The organism is Paenibacillus sp. J31P316 (genome assembly GCF_056269105.1).
Window position 1 is genome coordinate 431,808 of sequence record NZ_JBWDNI010000001.1, and the last position, 25,427, is coordinate 457,234.

23 protein-coding genes are annotated in these 25,427 nt (G+C 56.9%); 2 read left to right on the plus strand and 21 right to left on the minus strand.

The window, feature by feature from the left end; translation table 11 throughout:
* Window positions 1–97: 97 nt before the first annotated feature.
* Window positions 98–634 carry a 1,2-dihydroxy-3-keto-5-methylthiopentene dioxygenase gene (locus AC0YNU_RS01840; RefSeq protein ID WP_475752610.1) on the plus strand — a complete coding sequence of 179 codons (537 nt, stop codon included), beginning with the start codon at window positions 98–100 and terminating at the stop codon, window positions 632–634.
* 299 nt (window positions 635–933) lie between these two features.
* Here the strand turns inward: AC0YNU_RS01840 and AC0YNU_RS01845 are convergent, their stop codons facing one another.
* The 5 genes from AC0YNU_RS01845 to AC0YNU_RS01865 all read right to left on the minus strand — a co-directional run bounded on the left by AC0YNU_RS01845 (window position 934) and on the right by AC0YNU_RS01865 (window position 4,109).
* Window positions 934–1,719, minus strand: a complete 786-nt coding sequence (locus tag AC0YNU_RS01845) for an HAD family hydrolase (RefSeq protein ID WP_475752611.1) — start codon at window positions 1,717–1,719, stop codon at window positions 934–936.
* 21 nt (window positions 1,720–1,740) lie between these two features.
* Window positions 1,741–2,262: a hypothetical protein gene (locus AC0YNU_RS01850; RefSeq protein WP_475752612.1), complete on the minus strand. Its 522-nt coding sequence runs from the start codon at window positions 2,260–2,262 to the stop codon at window positions 1,741–1,743.
* Between the two features lie 53 nt (window positions 2,263–2,315).
* Entirely contained in the window at window positions 2,316–3,302 is a 987-nt protein-coding gene (locus AC0YNU_RS01855) for an aldo/keto reductase (protein ID WP_475752613.1), read from the minus strand.
* Window positions 3,303–3,338: 36 nt separating this feature from the next.
* On the minus strand, window positions 3,339–3,536 hold the full coding sequence (locus AC0YNU_RS01860; RefSeq protein WP_475752614.1) for a DUF896 domain-containing protein: 198 nt from the start codon (window positions 3,534–3,536) through the stop codon (window positions 3,339–3,341).
* A gap of 192 nt (window positions 3,537–3,728) precedes the next feature.
* Window positions 3,729–4,109 (minus strand): LysM peptidoglycan-binding domain-containing protein, encoded by a 381-nt coding sequence (locus AC0YNU_RS01865; protein WP_475752615.1) that lies wholly within the window; start codon window positions 4,107–4,109, stop codon window positions 3,729–3,731.
* A gap of 187 nt (window positions 4,110–4,296) precedes the next feature.
* On the opposite strand from AC0YNU_RS01865, the gene lexA reads away from it, so the two are divergent.
* Window positions 4,297–4,917: a transcriptional repressor LexA gene (lexA, locus tag AC0YNU_RS01870; protein WP_161694504.1), complete on the plus strand. Its 621-nt coding sequence runs from the start codon at window positions 4,297–4,299 to the stop codon at window positions 4,915–4,917.
* 93 nt (window positions 4,918–5,010) lie between these two features.
* Here the strand turns inward: lexA and AC0YNU_RS01875 are convergent, their stop codons facing one another.
* From AC0YNU_RS01875 to AC0YNU_RS01950, 16 genes are all read right to left on the minus strand, one after another.
* Window positions 5,011–5,592, minus strand: coding sequence for a hypothetical protein (locus AC0YNU_RS01875; protein WP_475752616.1), 582 nt, complete (start codon window positions 5,590–5,592; stop codon window positions 5,011–5,013).
* Between the two features lie 206 nt (window positions 5,593–5,798).
* Window positions 5,799–7,127 carry a type I glutamate--ammonia ligase gene (gene glnA, locus AC0YNU_RS01880; protein WP_475752617.1) on the minus strand — a complete coding sequence of 443 codons (1,329 nt, stop codon included), beginning with the start codon at window positions 7,125–7,127 and terminating at the stop codon, window positions 5,799–5,801.
* Between the two features lie 57 nt (window positions 7,128–7,184).
* Window positions 7,185–7,595 carry a MerR family transcriptional regulator gene (locus tag AC0YNU_RS01885; protein WP_161694494.1) on the minus strand — a complete coding sequence of 137 codons (411 nt, stop codon included), beginning with the start codon at window positions 7,593–7,595 and terminating at the stop codon, window positions 7,185–7,187.
* 61 nt (window positions 7,596–7,656) lie between these two features.
* A complete protein-coding gene (locus AC0YNU_RS01890; RefSeq protein ID WP_475752618.1) occupies window positions 7,657–8,940 on the minus strand; it encodes a methionine gamma-lyase family protein in 1,284 nt (427 codons plus the stop codon).
* A gap of 32 nt (window positions 8,941–8,972) precedes the next feature.
* Entirely contained in the window at window positions 8,973–10,265 is a 1,293-nt protein-coding gene (hflX, locus tag AC0YNU_RS01895) for a GTPase HflX (RefSeq protein WP_475752619.1), read from the minus strand.
* 88 nt (window positions 10,266–10,353) lie between these two features.
* Entirely contained in the window at window positions 10,354–11,337 is a 984-nt protein-coding gene (locus AC0YNU_RS01900; protein WP_475752620.1) for an AAA family ATPase, read from the minus strand.
* A 110-nt stretch (window positions 11,338–11,447) separates the two neighbouring features.
* Window positions 11,448–12,137 (minus strand): YdcF family protein, encoded by a 690-nt coding sequence (locus tag AC0YNU_RS01905; RefSeq protein WP_475752621.1) that lies wholly within the window; start codon window positions 12,135–12,137, stop codon window positions 11,448–11,450.
* Window positions 12,134–12,688 (minus strand): ribonuclease FAU-1 family protein, encoded by a 555-nt coding sequence (locus tag AC0YNU_RS01910; protein WP_161694488.1) that lies wholly within the window; start codon window positions 12,686–12,688, stop codon window positions 12,134–12,136. Before AC0YNU_RS01910 ends, AC0YNU_RS01905 begins: the two co-directional genes overlap by 4 nt.
* Window positions 12,689–12,947: 259 nt before the next feature.
* On the minus strand, window positions 12,948–13,670 hold the full coding sequence (locus tag AC0YNU_RS01915) for a peptidylprolyl isomerase (RefSeq protein ID WP_475752622.1): 723 nt from the start codon (window positions 13,668–13,670) through the stop codon (window positions 12,948–12,950).
* Between the two features lie 49 nt (window positions 13,671–13,719).
* The gene (locus AC0YNU_RS01920; protein ID WP_475752623.1) at window positions 13,720–16,455 is read right to left on the minus strand and encodes a transglycosylase domain-containing protein; all 2,736 of its coding nucleotides are present in this window, start codon (window positions 16,453–16,455) and stop codon (window positions 13,720–13,722) included.
* A gap of 301 nt (window positions 16,456–16,756) precedes the next feature.
* Entirely contained in the window at window positions 16,757–16,996 is a 240-nt protein-coding gene (gene hfq, locus AC0YNU_RS01925) for an RNA chaperone Hfq (RefSeq protein WP_090635997.1), read from the minus strand.
* Window positions 16,993–18,006 (minus strand): tRNA (adenosine(37)-N6)-dimethylallyltransferase MiaA, encoded by a 1,014-nt coding sequence (gene miaA / locus AC0YNU_RS01930; RefSeq protein ID WP_475752624.1) that lies wholly within the window; start codon window positions 18,004–18,006, stop codon window positions 16,993–16,995. Before miaA ends, hfq begins: the two co-directional genes overlap by 4 nt.
* On the minus strand, window positions 18,003–18,773 hold the full coding sequence (locus tag AC0YNU_RS01935) for a class I SAM-dependent methyltransferase (RefSeq protein WP_475752625.1): 771 nt from the start codon (window positions 18,771–18,773) through the stop codon (window positions 18,003–18,005). The genes miaA and AC0YNU_RS01935 overlap by 4 nt, the downstream gene beginning before the upstream one ends.
* Complete coding sequence (gene mutL / locus AC0YNU_RS01940) at window positions 18,770–21,025, minus strand: DNA mismatch repair endonuclease MutL (RefSeq protein ID WP_475752626.1); 2,256 nt, start codon at window positions 21,023–21,025, stop codon at window positions 18,770–18,772. Before mutL ends, AC0YNU_RS01935 begins: the two co-directional genes overlap by 4 nt.
* Window positions 21,026–21,085: 60 nt before the next feature.
* Window positions 21,086–23,851: a DNA mismatch repair protein MutS gene (gene mutS, locus AC0YNU_RS01945; protein ID WP_475752627.1), complete on the minus strand. Its 2,766-nt coding sequence runs from the start codon at window positions 23,849–23,851 to the stop codon at window positions 21,086–21,088.
* A gap of 124 nt (window positions 23,852–23,975) precedes the next feature.
* A complete protein-coding gene (locus AC0YNU_RS01950; RefSeq protein WP_475752628.1) occupies window positions 23,976–25,376 on the minus strand; it encodes a putative amidoligase domain-containing protein in 1,401 nt (466 codons plus the stop codon).
* Window positions 25,377–25,427 lie beyond the last annotated feature (51 nt).

Consider the following 25,427-nt stretch of genomic DNA (forward strand, 5'->3'; position numbering starts at 1 on the left):
GGCGCTTGCTTCGACCGCTCTGTCGACAGACCAACCAATATGTTTTATAATTATTCTTATCGGAATTACGAAATTAAGTTGAAAGCAGGGGATAGGTATGGCTGAAATCCGTATTCGCAACACGAACGAACGCATTTCCGGCGAAGAGAACGTTCGCGCGTTTCTAGACAATCAAGAGGTATTGTACGAGCATTGGGATGCCGCCAAGCTCCCGGCTGAGCTTCAAAACAAATTCGTGCTGAACGACGAAGAGAAAGCCACAGTCCTCTCGACGTACGATGCCGAGATCCGCGAATTGGCCGCACGCCGCGGTTACCAGATCTGGGATGTTATCACCCTGTCGGACGCAACGCCGAATATCGAAGAGCTGCTGAAGAAATTCGAACAGATTCATACGCATACGGAAGACGAGATCCGCGGCATCGTATCCGGACGCGGCATCTTCATTATCAAAGGCGACGAGCAGACGGGCTACTTCGACGTCGAGCTGGAAGCGGGCGACGTGATCTCCGTTCCGGAGAACAAGGCGCATTTCTTCACGTTGATGGACAATCGCGAAATCATTGCCGTTCGCTTGTTCATCGAGAAGGATGGCTGGATTGCGAATAATATCGAGGATCCTTCGTTCGCGTAAGGGCATGACCTGCGGTCGGAATGGGTTTCCGCTCGCTGTTGTAGTTCGGATTTCTTTGATTATGTAAGAGAGTATCGGTAGAAATCAGACTACAAAGGCGACCGCTGACGCTGCTTCAACTCCATTCCGACCTCCGGTCACTTCTCGCTAACGCTCACTATTTAAAAACAACAAACAAAAAGGAGCCCCGTCCATAGATAGGGCTCCTTTTGTTTGTTGTTGAATTCGCAGTGATTAGCTAGCCCCAGTGTAAAGATTAGCATTGCAATTGCAGCAAGGGAACATAGCGGTTTCAAGGCTTACGCAAGCAGAGGAAGCAGCTCTTCCAAATGCTTGATTTCATGCGTAGGAATGATTTCATCATTGCGCTTCACGCCGTGGCGATTAATCCACACCGACGTCATGCCGATCGTGTTGGCGCCGAGTATATCCGTCGTCAGCTTGTCGCCGACCATGATGCCGTGCTCGGGCTCGATACCGAGCTTGTCCAGCGCATGACGGAAGATTTCGGCGGACGGCTTGCCTTTGCCGAACTCGCCGGAAATGATGATATGGTCGAAGTAAGGAACGATGTCCGGCACGCCGGCCAGCTTCTCACGCTGCAGATCCGGGGATCCATTGGTCAACAGCAGCAGCTTGTAGCTGCCCTTGAGCTTGTTCAGCACGGCGAACGTTTCTTCGTAGACGTAAGGGCGTCTGCGGCGTTCTGCCGGGAATTGCTCCGCCAGCTGCGCACCCAATTCTTCGTTATCGATGCCGAGAGCTAGCAGACCGCGCGTCCAGGCTTCCTTCCGGTAAGCAGGCGCCAGCTTCTGCAACTTGCGGAATTCCTCTTGTTCCCCTTCAAGGAAGTTGGCCCACAATCCCTCGAACGGGTTGATGCCGATCATCTTGGTGAACGGGAACGTCTCATACGATTCATAGAGACCGCGAGCCTCGCGTCGAACCGCTTCTTCTAATGCCTTAGCGTCTACGCCTGTTTGGGCGGCGGCCGCTTCGCAGGTCGCGTCGAACGCTTCCTGCACGCTGCGGTCATCCCACAGCAACGTATCATCCAAATCGAACAGGACTGCTTGTTTAGCCATTGTCTCTCTTGCACTCCACTCTTATTGTTTTTCGGTAAACGGGATTTCGTGCTGTTCCGCGAAAGCTTTCAAACGAACCGCCATCGCTTCCGTCGGGTAACGGTTCATGACGCGCGAGTAGACCCAGTTGCCGCCTTTATGCTGCTCGATGATGACGTAACCCTTCTGGGAGGTAATCGCTTTAATGTTGGAGACATTGACGTCGCGATCTCCCGTCATCCGACGGGAACGAACGAAGTCGCGACCCACGGACAGATACGGCCTACGTAGCGTGAAAACGCCCGCGAGCAGAATATACAGCCCGATCGTTACCCAGAACATCGTGTCGTCCGGCTTGAACTCCTTCGAAGTGACGGTTACGATCACATAGAACAGGATGAAGAGCAGCAAGAACGCTGGCATGAGATAGCTGCGGCCCTTGTATGTATCCAAGCCCTCTTTGCTGGATTTTGCTGACATTAGCGGACTTTGTCCGTGTTTTTTGCGCTGCTTGTTAATTTGCTCTTGGTTTTTCTGTACTTTACGCTGCCACGATCTTGACACGGTTGATCCCCCTTAACATTCTTCAAGCCTCTCTCTTCTTGCTCTGGTCGCCGTCAGAACGGACGCACGAACTTGGCGATAAACCGGTTTGGATATTCGCTCGGCAGTGCGCTGATATCGTTCAACGCTTGCCAGACGTCGTCCGGCATCGTCCAGCCGGTGGCACCCATATTATCTTCGTATTGCGCCAGCGTGCTGGCGCCGAAGATCGGCGACGTGATGCCCTCGCGCCGCAGCAGCCAAGCTAATGCCACTTGCGAAGGCGTCTTGTCCAATTGATCGGCCGCAGACCGCACGGCTTCGAGGATCGCGAAATTCTGCTCCGTCGCCCGAAGACCCCAAGAGCTTTCCCCTTGCTTCGCTGTCAGCCGTCCTTCCGTTGGCTCTTCGTTGGAATAGCGGCCCGTTAGGAATCCTCCGCCAAGCGGAGCCCACGGAATGATACCGACATTCTCCTCGAGGCAGAGGGACAGCATCTCGCGGTCCATTTCCCTGCTGACGAGGCTGTATTGCGGCTGAATGGATATAAAGCGTGCGTAACGGTTTCGGTCGCTGACAGCAAGCGACTTCATGAGCTGCCATGCGAAGAAATTCGAACAGCCGATATAGCGCACTTTCCCTGCCGTAATCAGATCATCCAGGGCCCGCATCGTCTCTTCGATCGGCGTTGCATGATCCCATACATGGACTTGGTAGAGGTCGATATAGTCGGTATCCAGCCGTTTCAGGCTCGCTTCGACCGCATCCATGATATGTTTGCGCGAGACGCCGCCGCTGTTCGGATGCTCGCCGGTCATGAACCGGACCTTCGTGGCAAGCACGACTTCTGAACGACGGTTCTTGATCGCTTTGCCGACGATCGTTTCCGAACGACCTTGTACATATACGTTGGCGGTATCGAGGAAGTTTCCGCCCCTGTCCAGGAAATCGTGCATCATCGTGATGGAATCCGACTCGCTCGTCGTATTGCCGAAGGTCATCGTGCCCAGGCATAGTTCCGAAACCGCAAGCCCGCTGCGGCCTAATAGCCGATATTGCATTTGGTTTCCCTCCTTGTACTTAGGTGGACAGTCTTCCTAATGCTTAATCGAGTCTCCGCCGTCCTCTTCGTCTTCCACGTACTTAATCGTATCGAGTTGGTTGCGGAAATTACGTTTGAAATTGTCCAAGTAGATGCGGCGAAGCTCGTCGCGTTCTGCCTGCTCTTCCGGGGTCAAGCCGATGGATTTATTCTTTCTGGAAAGCTCGTTGATGCGAGCGATGATTTTCTCCATTCTATTCGCGCTCCTCTCGTCATTCTGGTCAACATCACATTCTTTACTTTGACATTTTTAATTGCCCATTGTCAAGGCAAGAGCGACTCGCGCCCGCACTGGCAGGACACCCTTACGGAAAAACAAAAAAAGACCGAACGCGTTCCCGTTCGGCCTTCTGTTCCAGACATTCATATAATGAGAGAAAACATTCTAGCTGCTTAAAGGAATAATAAGCGTCTGTCCTGCCTTCAACTCGCTGGAGCTTAGGTTATTTCGCTTCTGCAAATCGAATACGATGCGTCGAATATCGTCGCCTTCCTTGCGAACGCTGCTTGCAATCTCCCACAGCGTATCGCCAGAGCCGACCGTAATAACTCGTTCGGCTTCGCTTGGTCCTGCGGGACGTTCGCCATCAGCATGTCCCGTTACTAACGATAGTCCGGCAAACAAGAGCACGAAGAGCAGAGACGCAGCTGCGATTCTGACAAGAACCCGTTCAACGGAACGTTCCTTTCTTGAACGGTCAGCCTTCCGTACTTGGGCAGAATTTCCTTTATAAGTAGTTGAGTATGAAGATATTGTTTGCATCATGATCAGCACCCCAAACGTTTGTTCTGTTTTGTGATTTCAGAATAACACGAACACCCGTTTGCAGTCAACACCTTTTAGAACGTTTGTTCGCACGAAAATACGAACCTATGTTTCTCGAACTTATGTTTGTACGAACTCCGGTTCTGTGCTATAATTTGACACAAATGAATCTTTTGGAGTGATTCCGGTGTCGAAACTTTCTAACCGCCAGCAGGCGATACTCGAATTCATCAAGTCGGAAGTTCGGGAGAAGGGCTATCCGCCATCCGTTCGCGAAATCGGCGAAGCGGTCAGCCTCGCTTCCAGTTCTACCGTACATGGCCATCTGGACCGCTTGGAGAAGAAGGGCCTGATCCGCCGCGACCCGACGAAACCGCGCGCGATCGAGATTTTGGACGGCGATAACAACGAGCTTCCCTTCCCGCTTGCGATCGCCAAGGTGCCTGTCGTCGGTAAAGTTACCGCCGGCGTTCCGATTACCGCGACGGAGAACATCGAAGAGTACTTCCCGCTCCCTGCCGATAAAGTGGGCGACCATAACGTGTTCATTCTGAGCGTTATCGGCGAGAGCATGATCGAGGCAGGCATTCATGACGGCGACTACGTCATCGTCCGCCAGCAGCAGAATGCATCAAACGGCGACATCGTCGTTGCCATGACGGAAGACGACGAAGCAACGGTCAAGACCTTCTATAAAGAGAAGGATCATATCCGTCTGCAGCCGGAGAATTCCACGATGGAGCCGATCCGCCTGCGCAACGTCAGCATTCTTGGTAAAGTCATTGGTCTTTTCCGCGACATTCACTAATTCAACCCATTTAAGGGGCAGTCACCGCTTATCCAAGCGTCTGGCTGCCCCTTTTATCGTGGTTCGACTCTTCTTCTGCCTCGTTCATCCGCTTTAGCCTGTAATCTCCCGGAACAACAAGTTGCGGTACGTAAATTTGCTGCTCGCATATTTAAAGTCGCAACTTACACCTGAGAAGCGGATCTGGATACTTTTCAATGCCGCGGTCGTTACCTTCTGTCGAATGAGAGCGCGAACGCGTGTGGTTTGATTTCCGTTGATCGCGGCTGCGAGCGCCGCCGCGTACGTTTTCGAGGATGCAAGCGCCCTATAGAACGGAAGTAGTGCTCGTGCGATCGCTTGGTGTATGGGCGTGGAGAACGTGAACTGCGTCAATCCGGGCGGAATTGTCGTTCCGTTCGAATATTGTAGCACCGGTTCCTCAAAGGCGAAATCGACGAAATAGCCGATGCCGTTAACCGAAAAGCTGTCCAGCTTAGCTGTCTTCACGACCGATTTGAACATGGCAAGCAGCGCATCCAAATCAGCCTTCCTGACCGCCTTCGACCAACGAAGCGCAAAGCTTCGATTGCCTGCAATCTTCCTATAGAAAGGGATCATGCTGGCAGCTACTCGGGAGAGTATCGATCCGCTGATCTGAAACGTCTCGGCTTTTGCCCTTACCTTCCCTGTCACATGAACCACATCCTTTCGAAAATGCCTATTGCGGCATTGTATGCAGCGAAGGACATACAAGTGCGGAATAACAAGCCTCCCTACCCTGCTACTCCTGCTACTCCTGCTCCTCCCCCATCTTCCTACTCCTCCTAATTGCGAAACATTCAGCGTGCAAAACGCAAAAAAAAGCCCTTGACGCCATCGGCGCCAAGGGCTTCTGAATACTAGTATAGGGTCAGATACTGATCGCGTTCCCACTCGTGGATCTGCGTGCGGTACATATCCCACTCGATTTCCTTCAATTCATAGAAGTGAGCCAGTGCGTGGTCGCCCAGCGCATCGCAGATGACCTGGCTGCGAAGAAGCTCGGTGAGCGCTTCCTTCAGGTCGTCCGGCAAGCTAGGGATGCCTTCGTCGATCCGCTCTTCGTCGGTCATCACGTAGATGTTCCGGTCCGTAGGAGCAGGAAGCGGCAGCTTGTTATGAATGCCATCCAAGCCTGCCTTCAACATGACGGCAAGTGCCAGGTACGGGTTAGCCGCCGGATCCGGGCTGCGCACTTCGATCCGGGTGCTAAGACCGCGGGAAGCCGGAATACGGATCATCGGACTACGGTTGCTTGCCGACCAAGCGACGTAGCAAGGTGCTTCGTAACCGGGAACAAGACGCTTGTACGAATTAACCGTTGGATTCGTGATTGCCGCGAACGAACGAGCATGGCGCAGCATGCCGGCCATATAATAGCGCGCGACTTGGCTCAAGCCAAGCTTGTCGCTCTCATCGTAGAAGGCATTAACGTTGCCGCGGAACAGCGACTGGTGACAGTGCATGCCGGAGCCGTTTACGCCGAACAGCGGTTTCGGCATGAACGATGCGTGGAGGCCATGCTGGCGCGCGATCGTTTTGACGACGAGTTTGAACGTTTGAATCTGGTCGGCCGCTTTGATGGCGTCTGCGTATTTGAAGTCGATCTCGTGCTGCCCTGGCGCCACTTCATGGTGAGATGCCTCGATCTCGAAGCCCATCTCTTCCAGCGTCAGTACGATTTCGCGGCGGCAGTTCTCGCCAAGGTCCATCGGCGCAAGGTCGAAGTAACCGCCTTGGTCGTTCAGCTCCGTTGTCGGATTGCCGTTGGCGTCTGTTTTGAACAGGAAAAATTCCGGTTCAGGACCGACGTTCATGGACGTGAAGCCCAGCTCTTCCGCTTCTTTAAGCACGCGCTTCAGAATACCGCGCGGGTCTCCGGCGAAAGGCGTTCCGTCCGGCATATAAACATCGCAAATCAAACGGGCGATGCGATCTTCCGCTACCCATGGGAATACGACCCATGTATCCAAATCCGGATAGAGGTACATATCGGATTCTTCGATCCGCACATAACCTTCGATGGACGAGCCGTCGAACATCATCTTGTTGTCGAGCGCTTTCTCAAGCTGGCTTACAGGGATTTCAACGTTCTTGATCGTGCCGAGCAAATCGGTAAATTGCAGACGAATGAACCGAACGTTTTGTTCCTGCGTGATGCGTCTGATGTCATCTTTCGTGTAGCTCACGGGATCAGCTCCTCTGGTAAAGTAGTTAAATTGGGATAAAGATAACTTGCGGTGTCATTATTTCTTGTTATAGAAACGGGACAGCTGGCCTTGAATGAGTGAGGCTTTGCCCGGTCTCTTCTCAAGAAGCTGCTGTTTCAGCAGTCGGTGGAGCTGCGCGTCCGACAATTCTCGACGTTTCACTTCGGACAGCTCACTGACGACGGTCGCGTCCTCCGATTCCTTCGTAACCGGATTCATCACTTGTTTGATACCGGCGATGTTGACGCCTTTCTCGATCAAAGACTTGATCTCTAGCAGCCTCTCCACGTCGTTGAACGAGAACAACCGCTGGTTGCCGGAAGTACGGGCAGGAACGATTAATTCATGCTGCTCGTAATAGCGGATCTGCCTTGCGGTCAAGTCGGTCAGCTTCATGACGATGCCGATCGGAAAAAGCGCCATATTTCTGCGTATTTCGTCACCCATATCGCATCAACCTTCCAGTGTCTGATATATGCTCTCATTGTAACGCCATGCCAAAAACGTGTCAAGTCGTGTGAGGTTTAATTACAATTAACTCACGATCGGCTAGCATGGCTAAAGCATTCAGAACACCGTATTTGACATGGGCATACGTAAGCCCGCCTTGCATATAAGCGATATACGGCTCCCGTATCGGAGCGTCGGCCGATAATTCCAGACTTCCGCCCTGCATGAACGTTCCCGCGGCCATAATGACGGGATGCTCGTAGCCGGGCATGTCCCACGGCTCGGGCACCACGTGGGAATCCACCGCGGAAGCACGCTGCACGCCCTGCACGAACGCGATCAGCTGATCGGCGTCTTTGAAACGAATCGCTTGGATCAGATCGGTCCGAGGCGCGTCGAAGCGCGGATTGCTCTCGAAGCCCAGCATTTCGAACATGACAGCTCCAAAGACGCTGCCCTTGAGTGCTTGTCCGACGAGATGCGGAGCTAGAAACAGCCCCTGATACATCGCGCGAAGCGTTCCCAGCGTTGCGCCCACTTCCCCGCCGATTCCCGGCGCCGTCAGCCGGTATGCCGTCAAGTTAACTGCATGCCGGGTACCGGCGACATAACCGCCCGTCGGAGCAATTCCGCCGCCGGGGTTCTTGATCAGCGAGCCGGCCATCAGATCGACGCCCACCTGCGTCGGCTCCAGCTCTTCCGTAAACTCTCCGTAGCAGTTATCCACGAAGACGTAAACGTCCGGCTTCAAAGCTTTTACCCGTTCCGTCATCTCGCCAATCTGCGCGACCGTATAAGAGGCGCGCCAGTCATAGCCGCGCGAGCGTTGAATGCCGATGACGCGCGTCCGTTCCGTGATCTTGGAGGAGACCGTATCCCAGTCGATAGAGCCGTCGGCCAAAGGCGCAACCTCGCAGTATGTAATGCCGAAGTCCTGTAATGAGCCTTTCCCGTCCCCCGGCTTCCCGATCACCTTATGAAGCGTGTCGTACGGGCGGCCTGTAATGTACATCAGCTCGTCTCCAGGACGAAGAAGGCCGAACAGCGCGCAGCTGATCGTGTGGGTGCCGGACACAAAATGCGGCCGCACGAGCGCAGCTTCTGCCCCCATGACATCGGCATAGACCAGATCGAGCACTTCTCTGCCCGTATCATTGTACCCATAACCGGTCGAGCCATTAAAATGAAAATCGCTAACCCGATGTTTTTGGAACGCATCAATAACCTTCCATTGATTGCGTTCGGCGACGCCGTCGATGGAACGAAAAACAGGGGCGGCCTGCTCCTCGGCAGCCTCCGCCCGCTCAGTCAAAGCCAACCAGTTGCTTCCTTGCCGTTTCACTGTCCGAGTCTCTCCTCATGTTCGCAGCGTGCTTAGGGGTTCAGGAGATAGTCCTCCAGCTTGTACCCGTGCACCTCGTAATCCTGTTTATTCAGCCGTACCCGCAAGACTAAGTTCTCGCCTTCTACTTCTTGTTCCAATACTTCGCCCGTCCTGTACGCAAGCGCAATCAGGTCGCCTCGATCCGCGGGCAGCGCGAATATTCGCGTATCGCCAACCAGTTTCTCCTGAATGGCTGCGCACAGACGTTCCAAATCATAGCCGTTATAGGCGCTGATCGCAAGCGTGCCCGGTCCGTTCGCCGGCACGAGCTGCGGTCCGTTCAGCCCGCAGAGATCGATTTTGTTGTAAATCATCAACTGCGGCTTGCCTGCGGCCCCCAGCTCGCCCAATATCCGCTCCACGACGGCGATTTGCTCCTCCCGCATCTCGGAGGATCCATCAATGACGTGAAGAACGAGATCCGCCTCGCAGACCTCTTCCAGCGTCGCCCTGAAGGCGGCGATCAAATCATGCGGCAGGTTCTGGATGAAGCCGACCGTGTCCGTCAGGATCACTTCCGCGCCGCCTGGAAGCTTCAGGGTCCGCGAGGTGGGATCGAGCGTGGCGAACAGCTGGTTTTCTATGTACACATCCGCTTGGGTCAGCTCGCGAAGCAGCGTGGACTTCCCCGCGTTCGTATAGCCGACCAAGGCGACCTGCTGCACGCCGGACTTCCGCCTGCGCTCGCGATGAAGCGTACGATGGCGGACGACTTCCTCCAGCGTATGCTTCAAGTCCGTAATGCGGTCGCGGATGTGTCGGCGGTCGGTTTCCAGCTTCGATTCGCCCGGACCTCTCGTCCCGATGCCCCCGCCAAGCCGGGAGAGATTCTTCCCGTGGCCGGACAGCCGAGGCAGCAGGTAGCTGAGCTGGGCCAGCTCGACCTGAATGATGCCCTCTCTAGTTTTGGCACGCTGCGCAAATATATCCAAAATGAGCTGCGTCCGGTCGATGATTTTCATATCCAGCGCTTCCTCGAGGTTGCGCACCTGCGCGCCCGACAGCTCTTGATCGAAAATCGCCGTCGTGGCTCCCAGCTCTTCCGCGGCCGCACGAAGCTCTTCGACTTTGCCTTTTCCGATAAACCACTTGGTATCGACCTTCTCCTTATTCTGCGTCAGCGACGTCAATACTTCCACGCCCGCGGTTTCCGCAAGGCTGACAAGCTCTTGCAGCGAATGCTCCGGATCTCCGGCGCCTCGCTTGATTGCTGGCGTAACCAGGCTGACGAGAATCGCTCTGTCCTGTACGTCTGTCTCCGTATCATAAGTTGTTTGCCGCATTCTGTCCTTACAGCTCCTTCAAGTCGCGCCTGTTACTTCTTCCTCAATTTCGCCCGTCATTACGACTCCCACTTTTAAGCTCCCGACATCACTTCTCCCACTTCAAATCCTCCGGCCGCACGGACATCAACTCCTGCTTCCCCGGCGAACCGGCGGGATATTGACTCATCAAACGGACCGCTTGATGGCGAAAAGCCTTCTCGATGATGTTGCGCACGTATCGCGCATTGCTGAAGGCGAACATCGACATCGTCTTCTCCTGCATCAAATGCTGGCGGAGCTTGAATATCGACTGCGGCATGAGCGTATAGTCCCGCTCCTTGGCCATCAGCTCGGCGATTTGGATCAGCTGATCGACCGAATAATCGGGAAATTCGATTTGAATCGGAAAACGCGACGGCAAGCCGGGATTCGTCATCAAGAAATGCTCGATTTCCAGCGGATAACCCGCCAGGATCAAGACGAATTGGTTGCGATGGTCCTCCATCGCCTTGACGAGCGTGTCGATCGCTTCTTTGCCGAAATCCTTCTCGCCGCCGCGCGCCAGGCTGTACGCTTCGTCCACAAAAAGCACGCCGCCGAGCGCTTTGCGCACGAGATCGCGTGTTTTCTGCGCCGTATGGCCGATATACTCGCCGACGAGGTCCGCGCGTTCTACTTCGATCATATGTCCCTTGGTCAGGACGCCCATCTTCTGAAACAGCTTCGCGACGATGCGGGCGATCGTCGTCTTGCCCGTACCGGGATTGCCCGTAAATATCATATGGTACACATGCGAGCCGCCCGATAAACCGGCATCCGATCGCATCCGGCTGATTTGCAGCAGCGCAAAAATTTCATAGACCAACTGCTTCACGTTCTCGAGTCCGACCATCGGGTCCAGCTCTCGTTGGATATCGTGGAACGGATCTCCCGGGGCCAGCGGCCTTGCCGTCTGAACCATCTCGGTTTCCAGCTGAGGAGGGGAACTGCTCGCAATCGCATAAGGCTCGCTGGTGCGAAGGACTACATTGATTTGGCGGGCCGGCCGGCCGCTGCCGCTTCCGCCCGAATTTAAGACTCGATCGTCCATATCTGCTTCATCACCTATCCTTCAATGGATCGCCTGCCTGACACGCATAATCCATTGTATTCTATTGATGACAGCCATATTAACAGATTTCAGTCGAGCTTTGCGGGGATTCAAAATGAGTCGGGAAGCCGCAGTCCGAGACGCATGAACTGCTCGTCCAGCTTCCATTTGGTGAATGCGAGCACTTCGCGCGTATAATTATAAGCGATCGGCAAAACCTTCGATTTGTAGCCAACGGTAAGCGTATTCGCCGGATAATCCAAATAATTCGCGATATCCTTGGCACGAGGCGCATGATAGGCATGCGTCACGATCAACAGCTTGCTCCAGCCCCGCTTGGCCGCGAGGGGCTTGCTGAAGAGCAGATTCTCGTACGTGCTCCGAGCGTCGTTCTCGAGCACCATAGCAGATGCCGGCACGCCTTTGGCTGCCAAATAATTGCGCATGCCTTCCGCCTCGGTAAGCGTCGAACCGTTGTGATCGAGCCCGCCGGTCAGAATCAAATAGTTCACCGTGCCCTGCTTGTACAAGGCCAAGCCGTTCTCAAGCCGTTCCCGCAAGCCGGGGCTTGGCTGATCGGCCCATAGCGCCGCGCCTAAGATGATGGCGGCATCCGAATGGGGAATCGGCTTCGGAGCATCGTAGCTCGTAATGAGCCATAACAGGTACGCACACCAAAGCACGCCCAAGGCGGCAGCCCAAGCGCAGATCCGCAGAAGGAGGAAGACCGGACGGAATCGTCTGCGGGAACTGCGTTTTGGGCGTTTGGGCGAGCGCTTCGGCGAAGCTGCCGGCGTCACGATTCGCTGAGTTCCCCGCTCTGGGCAAGCGTCTTGCGATGCTTCAGACTGAGCGTGAAGTAGCGAAACCGTCCATTTCGTATCGTGGAGAGCAGCCTGCCAGCCGTCTTGCGCGCCAATGCGGCATCCTTGTTCGTCACGGCTCCTTGCATGACTGCCTCCTCCAGCTCATCCTCGTCCAGCAGGAAGACTTCCCCGCTCGGCAGCACGACGACGTCGAGGTACAAATCGTCAAACCACGGAACCTGCTGGTCGGTCAATCCTTGCGTCTTGCAAATATCGATATACCATTGAACGACGCGGTTCTTATCGTCGAACATCGTCGTTACGACGAAATGTTCGCCCCGGGGGAAATGCTGCATCCACAAATAACCTCGATCGGCCAGGCAAAGCTTGCGCCCGTTGTATTCTTTCCACAGCGGTTCACGCAATTCATGAATCCGATAGAAGGTCACCAGTCCTTTAAACTCATCCCCGTCCATGGTCAAGCACGTATAGCTTCTACGCAGAATGCGGCGCCAATTGGCTCGGTCAGAAAATTTTCGCTTCATACGGAACGACCTTTCCGTTAGGATCTCGCTTCAATTGCTGCGCGGAAATGGAAACAGACAGCAGGGTAGATTTCCCTCATTAAAAAAAGATTACCACAATCAAGCGGCCATCTCCAGCGACCCCTGAAAATAAACCAAGCCCCGCTTTGTCCCAGGCGCACGACAAGCGCAAGGACAAGGTTGGCTGTCGCATCCTGATCGTTCATTGGAAGCAAACAAAAAGAGAACGGCATCCAGCCGTCCTCTTCGAAAGCCAAGCTTATTTCTCTTCAATCGTAATGGTATTGATGACAACGTCTTCCGTAGGCGCGCTAGCTTCTCTTCCGCTCGCATCCATGCCTACCGGAGTTGCTGCGATCGCTTCCACGATGTCCATGCCTTCGGTCACTTTACCGAAGATCGTATAATTGGGGGTATTGTTCAGACCCGCGGCATCCGCGCCGGAGCCGATGAAGAACTGGCTGCCGCCGGAATTCGGCTGGCCGGTGTTCGCCATCGCGATGACCCCCTCCTCGTACTTATACTTGGAGTCCAGCTCATCCGGAATGTTGTAGCCCGGGCCGCCAGCCCCAGTACCGGTAGGGTCCCCGCTTTGAATCATAAAGGATTGAATGATCCGGTGGAACTTGACGCCGTCATAAAACTTCTCCTTCGATAAAAACACGAAATTGTTGACCGTTTCCGGGCGATCCTTCGCGTACAGCTCTACCGTAAAATCGCCTTTGTTCGTCTTGAACACGGCGCTGTACGCCTTGTTCGTATCGATTGCCATCTTCGGCTTCTCGGACCATTGCTTCGACGTTCCTGCTTCGCCGTCGGCGTCGCTCTCGCTGTTCGAACCGCCGCTTGCGGAAGTTTCGGTCTGCGTGTTTGTACTGCCTTGATTCTGGGCCGCATTGTCTGGTTTGGTTCCGCATGCCGATGCTACGAGCAGCATGGCGGACAGGACAACGGTGAGCGCTGTCCGGTTCTTCATATTCATCTTCGATTTACCTCCGCAGTCTGATTAACAGTCTATTTGGTGTAAGGCGTTATGGCGTATCGAGCTTCGCCGCGCCGTCGTCCGTTCTCATGCCGGTGCCTGTCGGCGTCTGTTTCTTGCCGCCTGCGGGATTCGTACCGTCTCCGGCAGCGTTATTACCGCCGCCATCGGTCCCAGTGCCCGTGCCTGTATTTGTCCCGTCGCCGCCGCCTGTTCCGGGATCCGTTCCCGCTCCGGCGCCGGTTCCCTGGCTGCCATCGTTTCCGGTGCCGCCGTTACCTCCCGGCTGTCCCGAATTCCCTCCGCCGTTACCTGGCGTTTGACCGCCATCGCCCGGAGTTTGGCCGCCGTTATTACCGCCTTGTTCCGGCGGCGTGTTCCCGTTCCCGTTCCCGGGGCCGTCGGTTCCGTTACCCGGTCCGTTACCATCGCCGCCGTTATTGCCTCCACCATTATTGCCGCCGCCGTTACCACCATCGCCGTCGTTCCCGCCATTGTCGCCGTTGCCCGGCTGATTATCGCCCGGATCCGTCGGAGGAGGCGTAATTTCGGCTTCGGGGATATCCACTTTCACGGTTGCCGAAGGCGTGCCTTCCATGTCTTTGGCTGGATCATAGGCTACTACGTAATACTCGTAGCTCATGCCCGGCGCAATGCCCAAATCGTCGACCCCGGTCGTCGTCAGCGAGTCCATGTTCTTCGTGAACTCGGCTTCTCCGGTCGCTTTGCGGAAGATGCGATACTGAATCCCTTCACCGTCAACCGGCGACCATGCGAGTTGCACTGCCGCTTTCTGATCATTATAGACGGCGCTGAAGTTCGTAATGCCGACAGGCGGCTTTTCCTCTTGTTCGTCTTCGGCCGGCTTCGTGAAGCTGTCCTTCGGAACGCCTTCCATCGCTTCCTTCATGACTTTCCCGAACATGGCTGCCGACTGCTCGCTGCTCTTCTTAATCATGTGATCCTTATCGGTACGATCATAGCCCATCCAGACGACCGCTGTCCATTCAGCCGTGTAGCCAGCAAACCAAGCATCCCGGTTATATCCATTGCTAAGACCCGGAATCCCGTTTTGCGTCGTGCCTGTTTTGCCTGCCACCGGACGGTCGATGCGCGCGTTGACGCCCGTTCCGCCCTTCTCCAGCACGCCTTGCAAAACATCGGTTATGTAGCGCGCCGTGGAGGATTTCATGACCTGCTTGGCATCCGGCGCGCGATACGTATACACCGGATCATCTTCGCTGTCCGTAATCTTGATCAGCGCGTGCTGATCGACGGTCTTGCCGTCGTTCGCGAATGCGCTGTAGGCGGCGGACATCTGGTACGGCGTCACGCCGTACGTCAAACCGCCCAGACCGATCGCCAGGTTGCGGTCCTTCGAGCTGTCGAGCTCGAAACCAAGGTCCTTGGCAAAGTTCAATCCCGCTTTGACGCCGATTTCATTCAGCAGCCAGACCGCGGAAGCGTTCCGGGATTCCTTGATCGACTGGCGCATGCTGACGTTGCCGATATACTTTACCCGGTTGGAGTCGGACGGGCAGTAAGATCCGTAACATTTCTTCACGTCCTGCAGCGTCGACCACGGGAACCAATCGCCCGACTCGATCGCCGGACCGTAGACCGTGATCGGCTTGAACGACGACCCCGGCTGCCTTGGCGCGTCCGTCACCCGGTTCAGCCCTTTGTTGACGTAATCGCGGCCGCCGACCATGCCTTGAATCTCGCCGTTACGATGATCCACGATGATCATCGCGGCTTGCTCCTTCTGCTCGTCGACGCTCTTCTCGAAATTGTCGTCGTCCTCGAACTCTTTCTCCATGGCCAGCTGCGCCTGCGTGTTCAAGGTCGTGTAAATATGATAACCGGAGATGCGCAGCTCTTCCTCTGTCAATCCGCTGACCTTCTCCGCTTCGTCGATGACGTAATCGACGAACGCTTGATACGTTTCCGTTTCCTTCGAATGCTGCACGGGTTTGTAATCGACGGCTTTCGCTTCGTCCAGTTCTTCCTTCGTAATGTACTTCTGATCGTACATCAGCTGCAGGACGACGGCCCGGCGTTCCTTCGAATTATCCGGATGGTTGATCGGATTGTACGTCGCGGGCGCCTTCGGAATAGCGGCGAGCGTCGCGATCTGCCAGAGCTTCAGATCCTTCAAATCGGTATTGAAATAATATTCCGCCGCGGCCTTCACGCCGTAGGCGCCTTTCCCGAAATATATCCGGTTCAGGTACATCGTGATAATCTCGTCCTTCGTCATCTTGTGCTCGATCGCTACGGCAATGGATGCTTCCGTCGCCTTGCGGAAGAACGTTTTATCCTGCGTCAGGAACAAGTTCTTCGCGAGCTGCTGCGTAATCGTGCTTCCGCCTTCGACGGCGCTGCGCGCCACGACATCCTTGACGACCGCGCGGCCGATCGAATAGAGATCGATGCCGAAATGCTTCTCGAAGCGCTGATCCTCCGTCGCGATGACGGCGTCCCGCATCAGTTGGGGCATGTCGGCGAATTCCACGACCTCGCGGTTCGCCCCGAGCTTCCTTACTTCCTTGCCTTGGCCGTCATAAATCGTGGACGCTTCCGGCAGAACCAATTTATCCTGATTGTCGGCGAGAATCCGCTCGCCGTTCAATATGATGAGCATATATCCGATGATGCCGCATACGATCGCGATGGCCGCGCCGAAAAACAACCATACGGCCAGCTTGCGTTTATTGCGCTTCTTCTTGGTCTTGCCTTTCTTCTCGTTCTTGCTGTTCTTCATGCTGCGTGGTCCTTCTGCCATGAGCCAGGGTCCCCTCCAATTCGAATCGCGAGTCAGCCTCTTCTCTCTATTTATACCCTATATGTGTAAACGGCAACGGATGGACTGAAACAGGTCGTCCCCGCCCAAAAAAGCGGCTGCGGCCGCGCTTCCGAGGGTTATGCAAGTCTCCGTCCTGTCGCTTGACGAACGCGTATCCGGCCTGCCAATTCGTCCGTCAATAGAAAAGCAGCCCCGCACGTCGCAAGGCTGCTTTTTCGTGCCGATATCCAATTAAACGAAACATGCTTCAAAAAGGTTTCAAAACATGCCTGTCGGTTGGTTACGCTTCGTTGTCTTGAACCTGCATGAGCGATACGTTGCGTTGCGGGGTAAACGTCGAGATGGCATGCTTGTACACCATTTGTTGGCGGCCTTCGCTGTCGATGACGATCGTAAAGTTGTCGAATGCTTTAATGACACCGCGGATTTGGAAACCGTTCGTCAGATACACGGTTACCGGCACGCTGTCTTTGCGAAGTTGATTCAGAAATGTATCCTGAATGTTGATAGATTTGTTCATTGCGCGTTACCCCCATCGTCAAAAGGTTGGTTAAAAGTATATTCGAGTTCCATCCTAAACTTTCCTGCTATTATAGCATGAATTGCGTGCAAATTCTCGTTAAAATTTTCACAGGCGTCGATCCAGTGGATATCCGGCATATGCCGAAACCAGGACAGCTGCCGCTTGGCAAACCGCCTCGTATCGCGCTTTAGCAGCTCGACCGCTTCCGCAAGCGTCAGATGGCCCTGCAAATAAAGCACGATCTCCTTGTAGCCTAGGCCATGCATGGAGACGGCATCGGCGGGCACGCCGCGTCCCAGCAAGCCCTGGACTTCCTCGATCAAGCCTTCCGCAATCATGGCATCGACCCGCTCGTTGATGCGGGCATACAGAACAGCACGGTCCATCGTCAACCCGACCATACACAGTTCGTAAGGGGATGTCTTTTTCTGTCCCTTCTGCTGCTCCGTAAATGTCGTGCCCGTTAAATGATACACCTCGAGCGCCCGGATAACCCGGCGCTGATCGTTCGGGTGGAGCCGTTCCGCGGCTTCCGGATCGACGGCACGCAGCTTCTCGTGAAGCGCGTCGGCGCCGTTCTCGAGCGCGTAGCTGCTCATCTCTTCGCGGAACGCATCGTCGGAACCTACCTCGGCAAAATCATAGCCATAGGCAACGGATTCTACATAAAGGCCGGTACCGCCCACGATGAACGGCAGCTTGCCGCGGCCAAGAATGTCCGGAATAAGCGCGGCGCAGCGCTCCTGGAATTCCGCGACCGAGAAAGGATGCGTCGGATCGCAAATGTCGATCAAATGATGGGGAATGCCTTCCCGTTCTTCCGGCTTGATTTTGGCCGTGCCGATGTCCATGCCGGTGTATACCTGGATGGAGTCGCCGGAGATAATTTCGGCGTTCCACGCCTTGGCGATGTCCAGACTCATGCGCGTCTTGCCGACAGCCGTCGGACCGATCAGCACGAGCAGCTTCGGTCTCGCATTCGTATGCTCTTGGGAAGCTGGGCTCATGATGGAATAATCACTCCGTATGCGATTTTGTTGCGATGACGCTTCTCGAAGCCGAGACGTTCGAACTCACCGCTGTCTCCGTGCTCCTTCAGCACGACGCATTTGCGTGCGACGCGCAGCGCCTGCTTGACGGATTCTTCGGCGAGCGCCGCGCTGTTGGCCAGTCCTCTAAGAGGTGCCAGGGCGGAGGAATCGTGCAGCGGATGGCGGAACATCGGGTCGAAATACACGATGTCCACGCTCTTGTCCGCCTGCTGCTCCAAGTAAGACAGGTGATCGGTGCAGCGCATCTCGATGCGGCGTAGCGCTTCATTAACGTCCTCGTGTCCCGTCTGATACGACCGCAGACCTTCGCGGACGACCGTATACAATACACGCTCGCTCTCGAGCGCCGTCACCTTGCCATCCGCTCCTACGGCGTAGGAGAACACGATCGAATCCGATCCCAGTCCGGCCGTGCAGTCGATGACGGAGTCACCCGGAAGGCAGCCGGTCAGCGTAATCAACGGGTCCCGTTCCCCCTTGCGCATCCGCTTGACGCGGACGTACGCCATGCTGGGATGAAAATACAACGGTTCCTCCGAATCCTCATAATAGCGCAGTCCGCGGTCGTCTGCAACAAGGAGGAGAGGGTCGCCGTATTTGCGTCCGAGCAGCTGCAGCGAATCCTGCTTGCGAGGCACGAAGCGGCCTTCAAGCTCGGATGCGATCGCTTGCGCGTATGCAATTTGCTCGGGAGTCGGCTTCTGCGCCGTCGTCACGATCATGACATCACCCGCTTGAACATTTTCTCCAGCTGGTAGGTGGTCATGTGCACGACGATCGGCCGGCCATGCGGGCATGTATAAGGCATCGCGCAGGCGGCCAGCCGCCGGAGCAGCCCTTCCCCCTCTTCGCGCGTCAATCTGTCGTTCGCTTTGATCGATGCTTTGCACGCGCACATGATGGCCGACTTCTCGCGCAGCTTGCCGACATCGACGGCGCCGCGCTCCTGCAGCAGCCAATCCGTCATCTCGCTGATGACATCCCCTTCTTGGCCCTCTGGAAGCCATTCCGGATAAGCGCGGACCAGGAAGGTATTGGCGCCGAACGGCTCCAGCTCCACGCCCGCTTCCTGCAGCAAATGCAGCTTGCCTCGAAGAGCCCCGGCCTCGGCTGCCGTAAACTCAAGCGTCAACGGCACGAGCAGCTGCTGGCTTGCCTGTTCGGGCCGGCCGAATTTGGCTAGAAAATACTCGTAATGGATCCGTTCATGCGCGGCATGCTGATCGATGAGGAACAGACCCTCTTCGTTCTGCGCGACAATATAGGTTCCGTGGAGCTGACCGATCCAGTACAGCTCGGGAAACGATGGCTCCGCAGCTGCTGGCGGTTGAGCTTCGGACTCGGACTGTTCTGAGGCAGATGGCGAAGCTTCCGTGGCCGTTTGGCCATCGATGCCCAACATGCCGCTGCGCTCAGCAGGAATGTCGCTAGGCGCTTGCATGATTTCAGCAGATTGGCCAGAGGAGGACGACAGCTCGGAAGCGGAATAACCGCTACCCGTTGCTGGCGACTCCTGCGCACGCCATGGATCGCGCTGTGCGGCAGGCGGCGAATACAGCCGTTCCGTCGCATCGCGGGGAATCGACGGCTTCGTCTTCTCGCTGCTTGTCCAAGGCGTCTGCGATTGACCGCGCGTCGATGAAGAAGACCAAGGTTTGTCATCGGGGCGAATTCCGAATGACTGCTCCGCTTTCTCCAAAGCGGCAGCGACTTCAAGCGGCGACAAAGCCTGGCCGGAAGCCGGACGAGCGGATGAAGGCGCATTGACGGCAGCTTGCCGGGTTTCGAACCGCCCGCCAACGGACGGTTCGCTTGCAAGACGGCTCGAATCCGATGCCTTTTGTTCGGATCGCCCATCGCTTGGCGGCGGCGTCAATGAAGCCGTGTAGGCGGAAGCTTCCGGCTCCGGCTGATGGAACGAGATGCGATCCTGAATAAATGCCGGCTTCGACCGTTCGGCGGGCGCCGCAGGCCCTGGAATATGGCGCTGCTTGCCGAGCGCGCGCCTGATCGCGTCCTCGATGAATTCCCGCAGCTCCGCTTCTTTGCTGAAGCGAACTTCCATTTTGGACGGATGCACGTTCACGTCCAGCAAGGACGGATGCATGCCGAGCTCCAGCACCGCGAGCGGGAACCGGTTGATCGGCAGCAGCGTGTGGTACGCCTGCATCATCGCCTGATTCAGGACGAAGCTTCGGATATAACGGCCGTTCACGACGATCGTGATGCCGTTTCGATTCGAACGCGTCTGCTCCGGCTTCGATATGACGCCGCGCAGCTCGTAATCGGGATGCTCGCCTTCCACGGGCAGCATCGCCTTCGCCGTAGCGGTTCCGTAGATGGCGGCGAACGTCTGCAGCCGGTCGCCGCTGCCGAGCGTGCGCAGCAGCGTGCTGCCGTTATGCTTGAGCGTAAAGGCGATGCCGGGATGCGCCAAGGCCAGCCGATTCACGTAATCGGCGATATGGCCCAGCTCCGTCTGGATCGTCTTCATGTATTTAAGCCGCGCCGGCGTGTTATAGAACAATTCCCGCACGCTGATGTCCGTGCCTTGCGGCGCGCTGGTCTCTTCATTCGCGATAATCGTGCCGCCTTCGATCACGAGCTTGCGGCCGAGTCCGCTGCCGTCCGGAGCGGATATGCACGCCACCTTGGCGACCGCCGCGATACTCGGCAGCGCTTCGCCGCGGAATCCAAGGCTGGCGATGCGGAACAGGTCTTTGCTGGACGAGATTTTGCTGGTCGCATGGCGGTAGAACGCTGTCTGAATGTCATCGCCTTCGATGCCAGAGCCGTTGTCCGTCACGCGGATCAGCGTCAGCCCGCCTTCCTCGATCACGATGTCAATCGCGGAGCTGCCGGCGTCCACGGCATTCTCGACAAGCTCCTTGACGACGGAGGATGGCCGTTCCACGACCTCGCCCGCAGCGATTTGGTTGGCCAGCTGCTCGTCCAATATGCGGATTTTGCTCATGTTGCCGAACCTCCTTTTTACAATCCATCGATATATGAACACCTGCATGGTGCCAGGTGCTTATTTCTCTTCATTCAGCTTCAGCTTCATGTCGTTGAGCCATTGCATCGCCTGCATCGGCGTCAGATTGAACAAATCGAGCTTGCGAAGCTGATCGGCCAGTTGTTCGGCGCGCGGAGATGCTTTGCGCAGCTTGCCCGATTCCGAAGTCGCAGCGACCGGTGCCGGCTCCTCGAATATCGACAGCTGCACGGGCGAGCCGACTGCTGGTGCCTCCGCCTGTGGAGTAGCGTAGACAGCTGCCTTTTCGGCAGCGGCGTAATTCGGCTCAGAACGGATAGGCTCGCTCGAAGGCTTAACCGCGAATGCCGCCCCTAGCGTATCCCTCCCTGCCGAACTCGGTGTAAACGGAAGCTCCGATGCAGCAGCTGCTACCTCGTGACGGGCATGCACCTCCAATAGCGAGTATGCCCGCCCGATGATGCTGCTCGGAAGTCCGGCCAGCTGCGCGCAATAGATGCCGTAGCTGCTGCCTGCCGCGCCCGGAACGAGCTTGCGGAGGAACGTGACGTTATCTCCGGTCTCCTGCACGGCCATGCACGCATTCGCCAGATGCGGCAGCGAATCGCCCAGGTGGGCCAGCTCATGGAAATGCGTCGATACGAGCGCCTTGCAGCCCACTTCGTGGTGGACAAACTCGATGACCGCCTGCGCGATCGCCATGCCTTCGCCTGTCGACGTGCCCCGGCCAAGCTCGTCGATGATGACAATGCTCTGCGCCGTCGCCTTTTCCGTCATGATCTGGATGTCTTTCATTTCCACCATGAACGTGCTTTGCCCGCCGATGAGATCGTCCGCAGCGCCGATGCGCGTAAAGATACGATCGATCAACGGCACCTCTGCCTGCTTGGCCGGCACGAAGCAGCCGATCTGCGCCATGATGCTGATGAGCGCCACCTGACGCATATAGGTGCTCTTGCCAGCCATGTTCGGTCCGGTGATGAGCAGCATGGACGAGCCGGACTTCTCGAGCTTCGTCTCGTTCGCGATGAAAGCCGCGTCTTCCATGACCGCTTCCACGACAGGATGCCGGCCCTCGGCAACGACGAAATCATAGCCTTCCGTCACGTTCGGCTTCACGTACCGCTGCTCGCCGCTGACCGTTGCGAGAGATTGATAGACATCGAGAGCCGCAATCACCTCTGCCAGCTTCTGCAGACGATGCAGATGCGCGGTCAGATGATCGCGGAGCTCGATGAATATCCCGTATTCGAGGTCGACCATCTTCTCCTCGGCTTCGAGAATCAGCGCTTCTTTCTCTTTCAGCTCCGGCGTTACGTAGCGTTCCGCGTTCGTCAGCGTCTGCTTCCGTTCGTACCGTCCTTCCGGCAGGCTGCCGATGTTCGCTTTGGACACTTCCAAATAATAACCGAACACCTTGTTGTAGCCGATCTTGAGCGACTTGATGCCGGTCGCTTCCCGTTCCTTGCGCTCCAGCTCCGCAAGCCATTTCTTCCCGTTCACGCTGGCTTCGCGAAGCTCGTCCAGATGGCCGTCGTAGCCCGTGCGGATAAGCCCGCCTTCGCGGACGGAGACCGGTGGCTCATCCACGATGACCGTCTCGATCATCGCAGCCAAATCCGCGCAGCCATCCACGCCGGCGACCAGCTTGCGGAGCGTGGACGAATCCGATTCCGCGCACAACGCCGTGAGCGCAGGTACATGCTGAAGCGACGTCTTGAGCGCGTTAAGATCCCGCCCGTTCGCGCTTCCGTAAGCGACTCTTCCGACTAGGCGCTCCAAGTCATAAATCTCGTTCAGCTCCCGCCGAAGCTCGTCCCTGAGAATAAAGCTGAGATACAGCTTCTCCACCGCTTCCAGCCGCTCGTCGATCATCGCCTTCGACAGCAAAGGCTTATCGATCCATCTGCGAAGCAGCCGCGCGCCCATCGACGTTCGCGTCCGGTCGAGCAGCCACAGCAGCGTGCCCTTCTTGCTGCGGTCCCGCACCGTCTCCGTCAATTCCAGGTTGCGGCGCGTGAACGGATCCAGAACCATGAATTGATTCGGCTCGTAGACCGATATCCGGCGCACGTGGCCAAGGGAACGCTTCTGCGTCTCGTCCAGATAGCCAGTAAGCAGGCTGACCGCCCGGTGCCTTGCCGGCGCAAGCGCGGCCAGCTCTAATTGGCCGAACTGCTGCCGGAGCATCTCCTCCGCCATCGGCACGCGGTCCGTGAAGAGAACAGGACGGTTCCATCCCGCCGAAGCTTCGCGCAGCCGTTCCAGAACGGAGGAATCGCCGACGATTTCCGCCGGGTGGTAGACGTTGATCTCATCGGCCAGCGACTCGGCGGCGGCCGCGAAGGAAGTGACGTACAGCTCCCCAGTCGTCAGATCGCAAGCCGCCACGCCGTAAACGCCTGCAAGCTCCGAGACGGAGACGATGAAATTGTTCGCCTTCTCGGCAAGCGACTTCGACTCCATGACGGTGCCCGGCGTCACGACGCGAATGATTTCGCGCCGGACGACGCCTTTGGCCGCCGATGGATCCTCCACCTGCTCGCAGATCGCGACTTTGAAGCCTTTCTCGATCAGCCTTGCTATGTAGCCTTCCGCCGCGTGATACGGCACGCCGCACATCGGAATCTTCTTCTCTCCGCCGCCCTCGCGTCCGGTCAGCGTAATCTCCAGCTCGCGCGACGCATGGATCGCGTCGTCGAAAAACATTTCATAAAAGTCGCCCAGGCGGAAAAAGAGGATCGCGTCCTGCGCGCCCTCCTTGATCGCCAAATATTGTTGAATCATCGGGGTATAAGCAGTCATGCGGCCCCTCCTATGCGTAATTATCGTGCGTTAAACACTAGAGCTCCATTATAGCAGAAAAGCGCCCCCTCATGGAGCGCTTCGGCCATTCTATCGGTCGCGATGAACATTGCACTAGAAAGATCTACAAGCCTACCCTCCACTTCGCCCGAAAATCGCCGGCCGCATCCCAAACCCGTCCATTCCGTATCGCCTGCAGCAATGGCTCTATCCACTGGGCCAGCCCTGCATAGGACGGCGTGGACGCCATGGAGTCGGCCAATGGTTCCAAACAGCCGGCAAGAGACTCGCGGTCTCCCGCGTAATAAGCTTCGATAAACCGGTCGTCCTCCGAGGGAACATATTCGAGCGACTCGCTCTCGCGCGCGCAGAGCAGCGCCAGCGCGAAGGCCGCTTTCGCGGCAAGCGGGGACGCCAGCCAGCTCGGCAGCGTCCGATACTCGAAGCCTCCGTGCGGCTGCAGGCGAAAATCGCCGAGCGCGCCGTAGCGCGGGCGCCTTGCCCGCTCGGAAGGCGCCTCGATCATCGCGAGCGGGAACGCCACGTAGCTGTCCAGCTGCCTCAGCAGCCGGCCGGTCAGCGGCACCCCGCTCAAGTGAATATGGCCGCCGAGCGCGAAGCCGGCGGCCGGCATCCCGCCCGCCGCCCAGCGAAGCGGCGGCTGGTCGGGAATGCGGCGCGCCGCAGCCTGCAGCAGCAGCCGCAGGTTCCGCGCCAAGCCGTCGGGCGTCGGGGAAGGCGCCGGACGCAGCTCGGCGATGGGATGCCTGACCGCGCCGCCGACGAGGACCGCGTCGCAGCCTGCGCCATGGCCGCCCTCCAAATACCGGGCGGCGGATACGACGCGGCCATTCTCCGCGAGCAGCACGAACTCAGGGTCCGCGCCTAGCAAAATATCCGGCGCAGCCCCCGCGTTTCTTGAAAGCTCGGCCGCATGCAGCTCCGAGGCCAGCGCAGCCGACGCTTGCCGCCAAATACCGGCGCGGTACGCAGACGATGACGGGAGACGGATGCCCGCGACAAAGCACTTCCCGCTGCCGTCGTCCGCGACCTCGACGATGCCGTTATCGAGGCCGCAGGCATACAAGGCTCGCGCGGCCAATCGAACGATCGGCCTGTAGCGCGCGTCTTCTTCCGGCATAGCCGCTTGTCCGGCACTTCCTCCCGCTGCCATCGCAGCTCGTCCCCCGGCCAGCAGCTTCTCCACTCCAAGAGGCAGCAATTGAAAAAGCGAAACCTTAAATCGGCGGAGCGCCTTTCGTTCCGGAGTAAGCACGGCAGCACCGGACCGGCGCAGCCTGCGATCGATTTGCTCCCGCGTCCACGCGTTGAACGCGGAAGCGCCCCCGTTCAAGACAAGCACGCGACGGCCATAAGCATTACCATCGCCTTGTCCCGCCGAAGACTCCCCGGCAACGATGACGGCATCTCCGTCGGCCGGACCGTCGCTTGCGTCTCCCGGCTTCGCCCCGACGCCGCACAATCGGTATGCTTTTCCATCCCAGAGCCACACGGTGCCTGCCACGATCCAACACTCCGTCCCCTGTTCAAATTCTCCGCATCCCCCGCATACGCA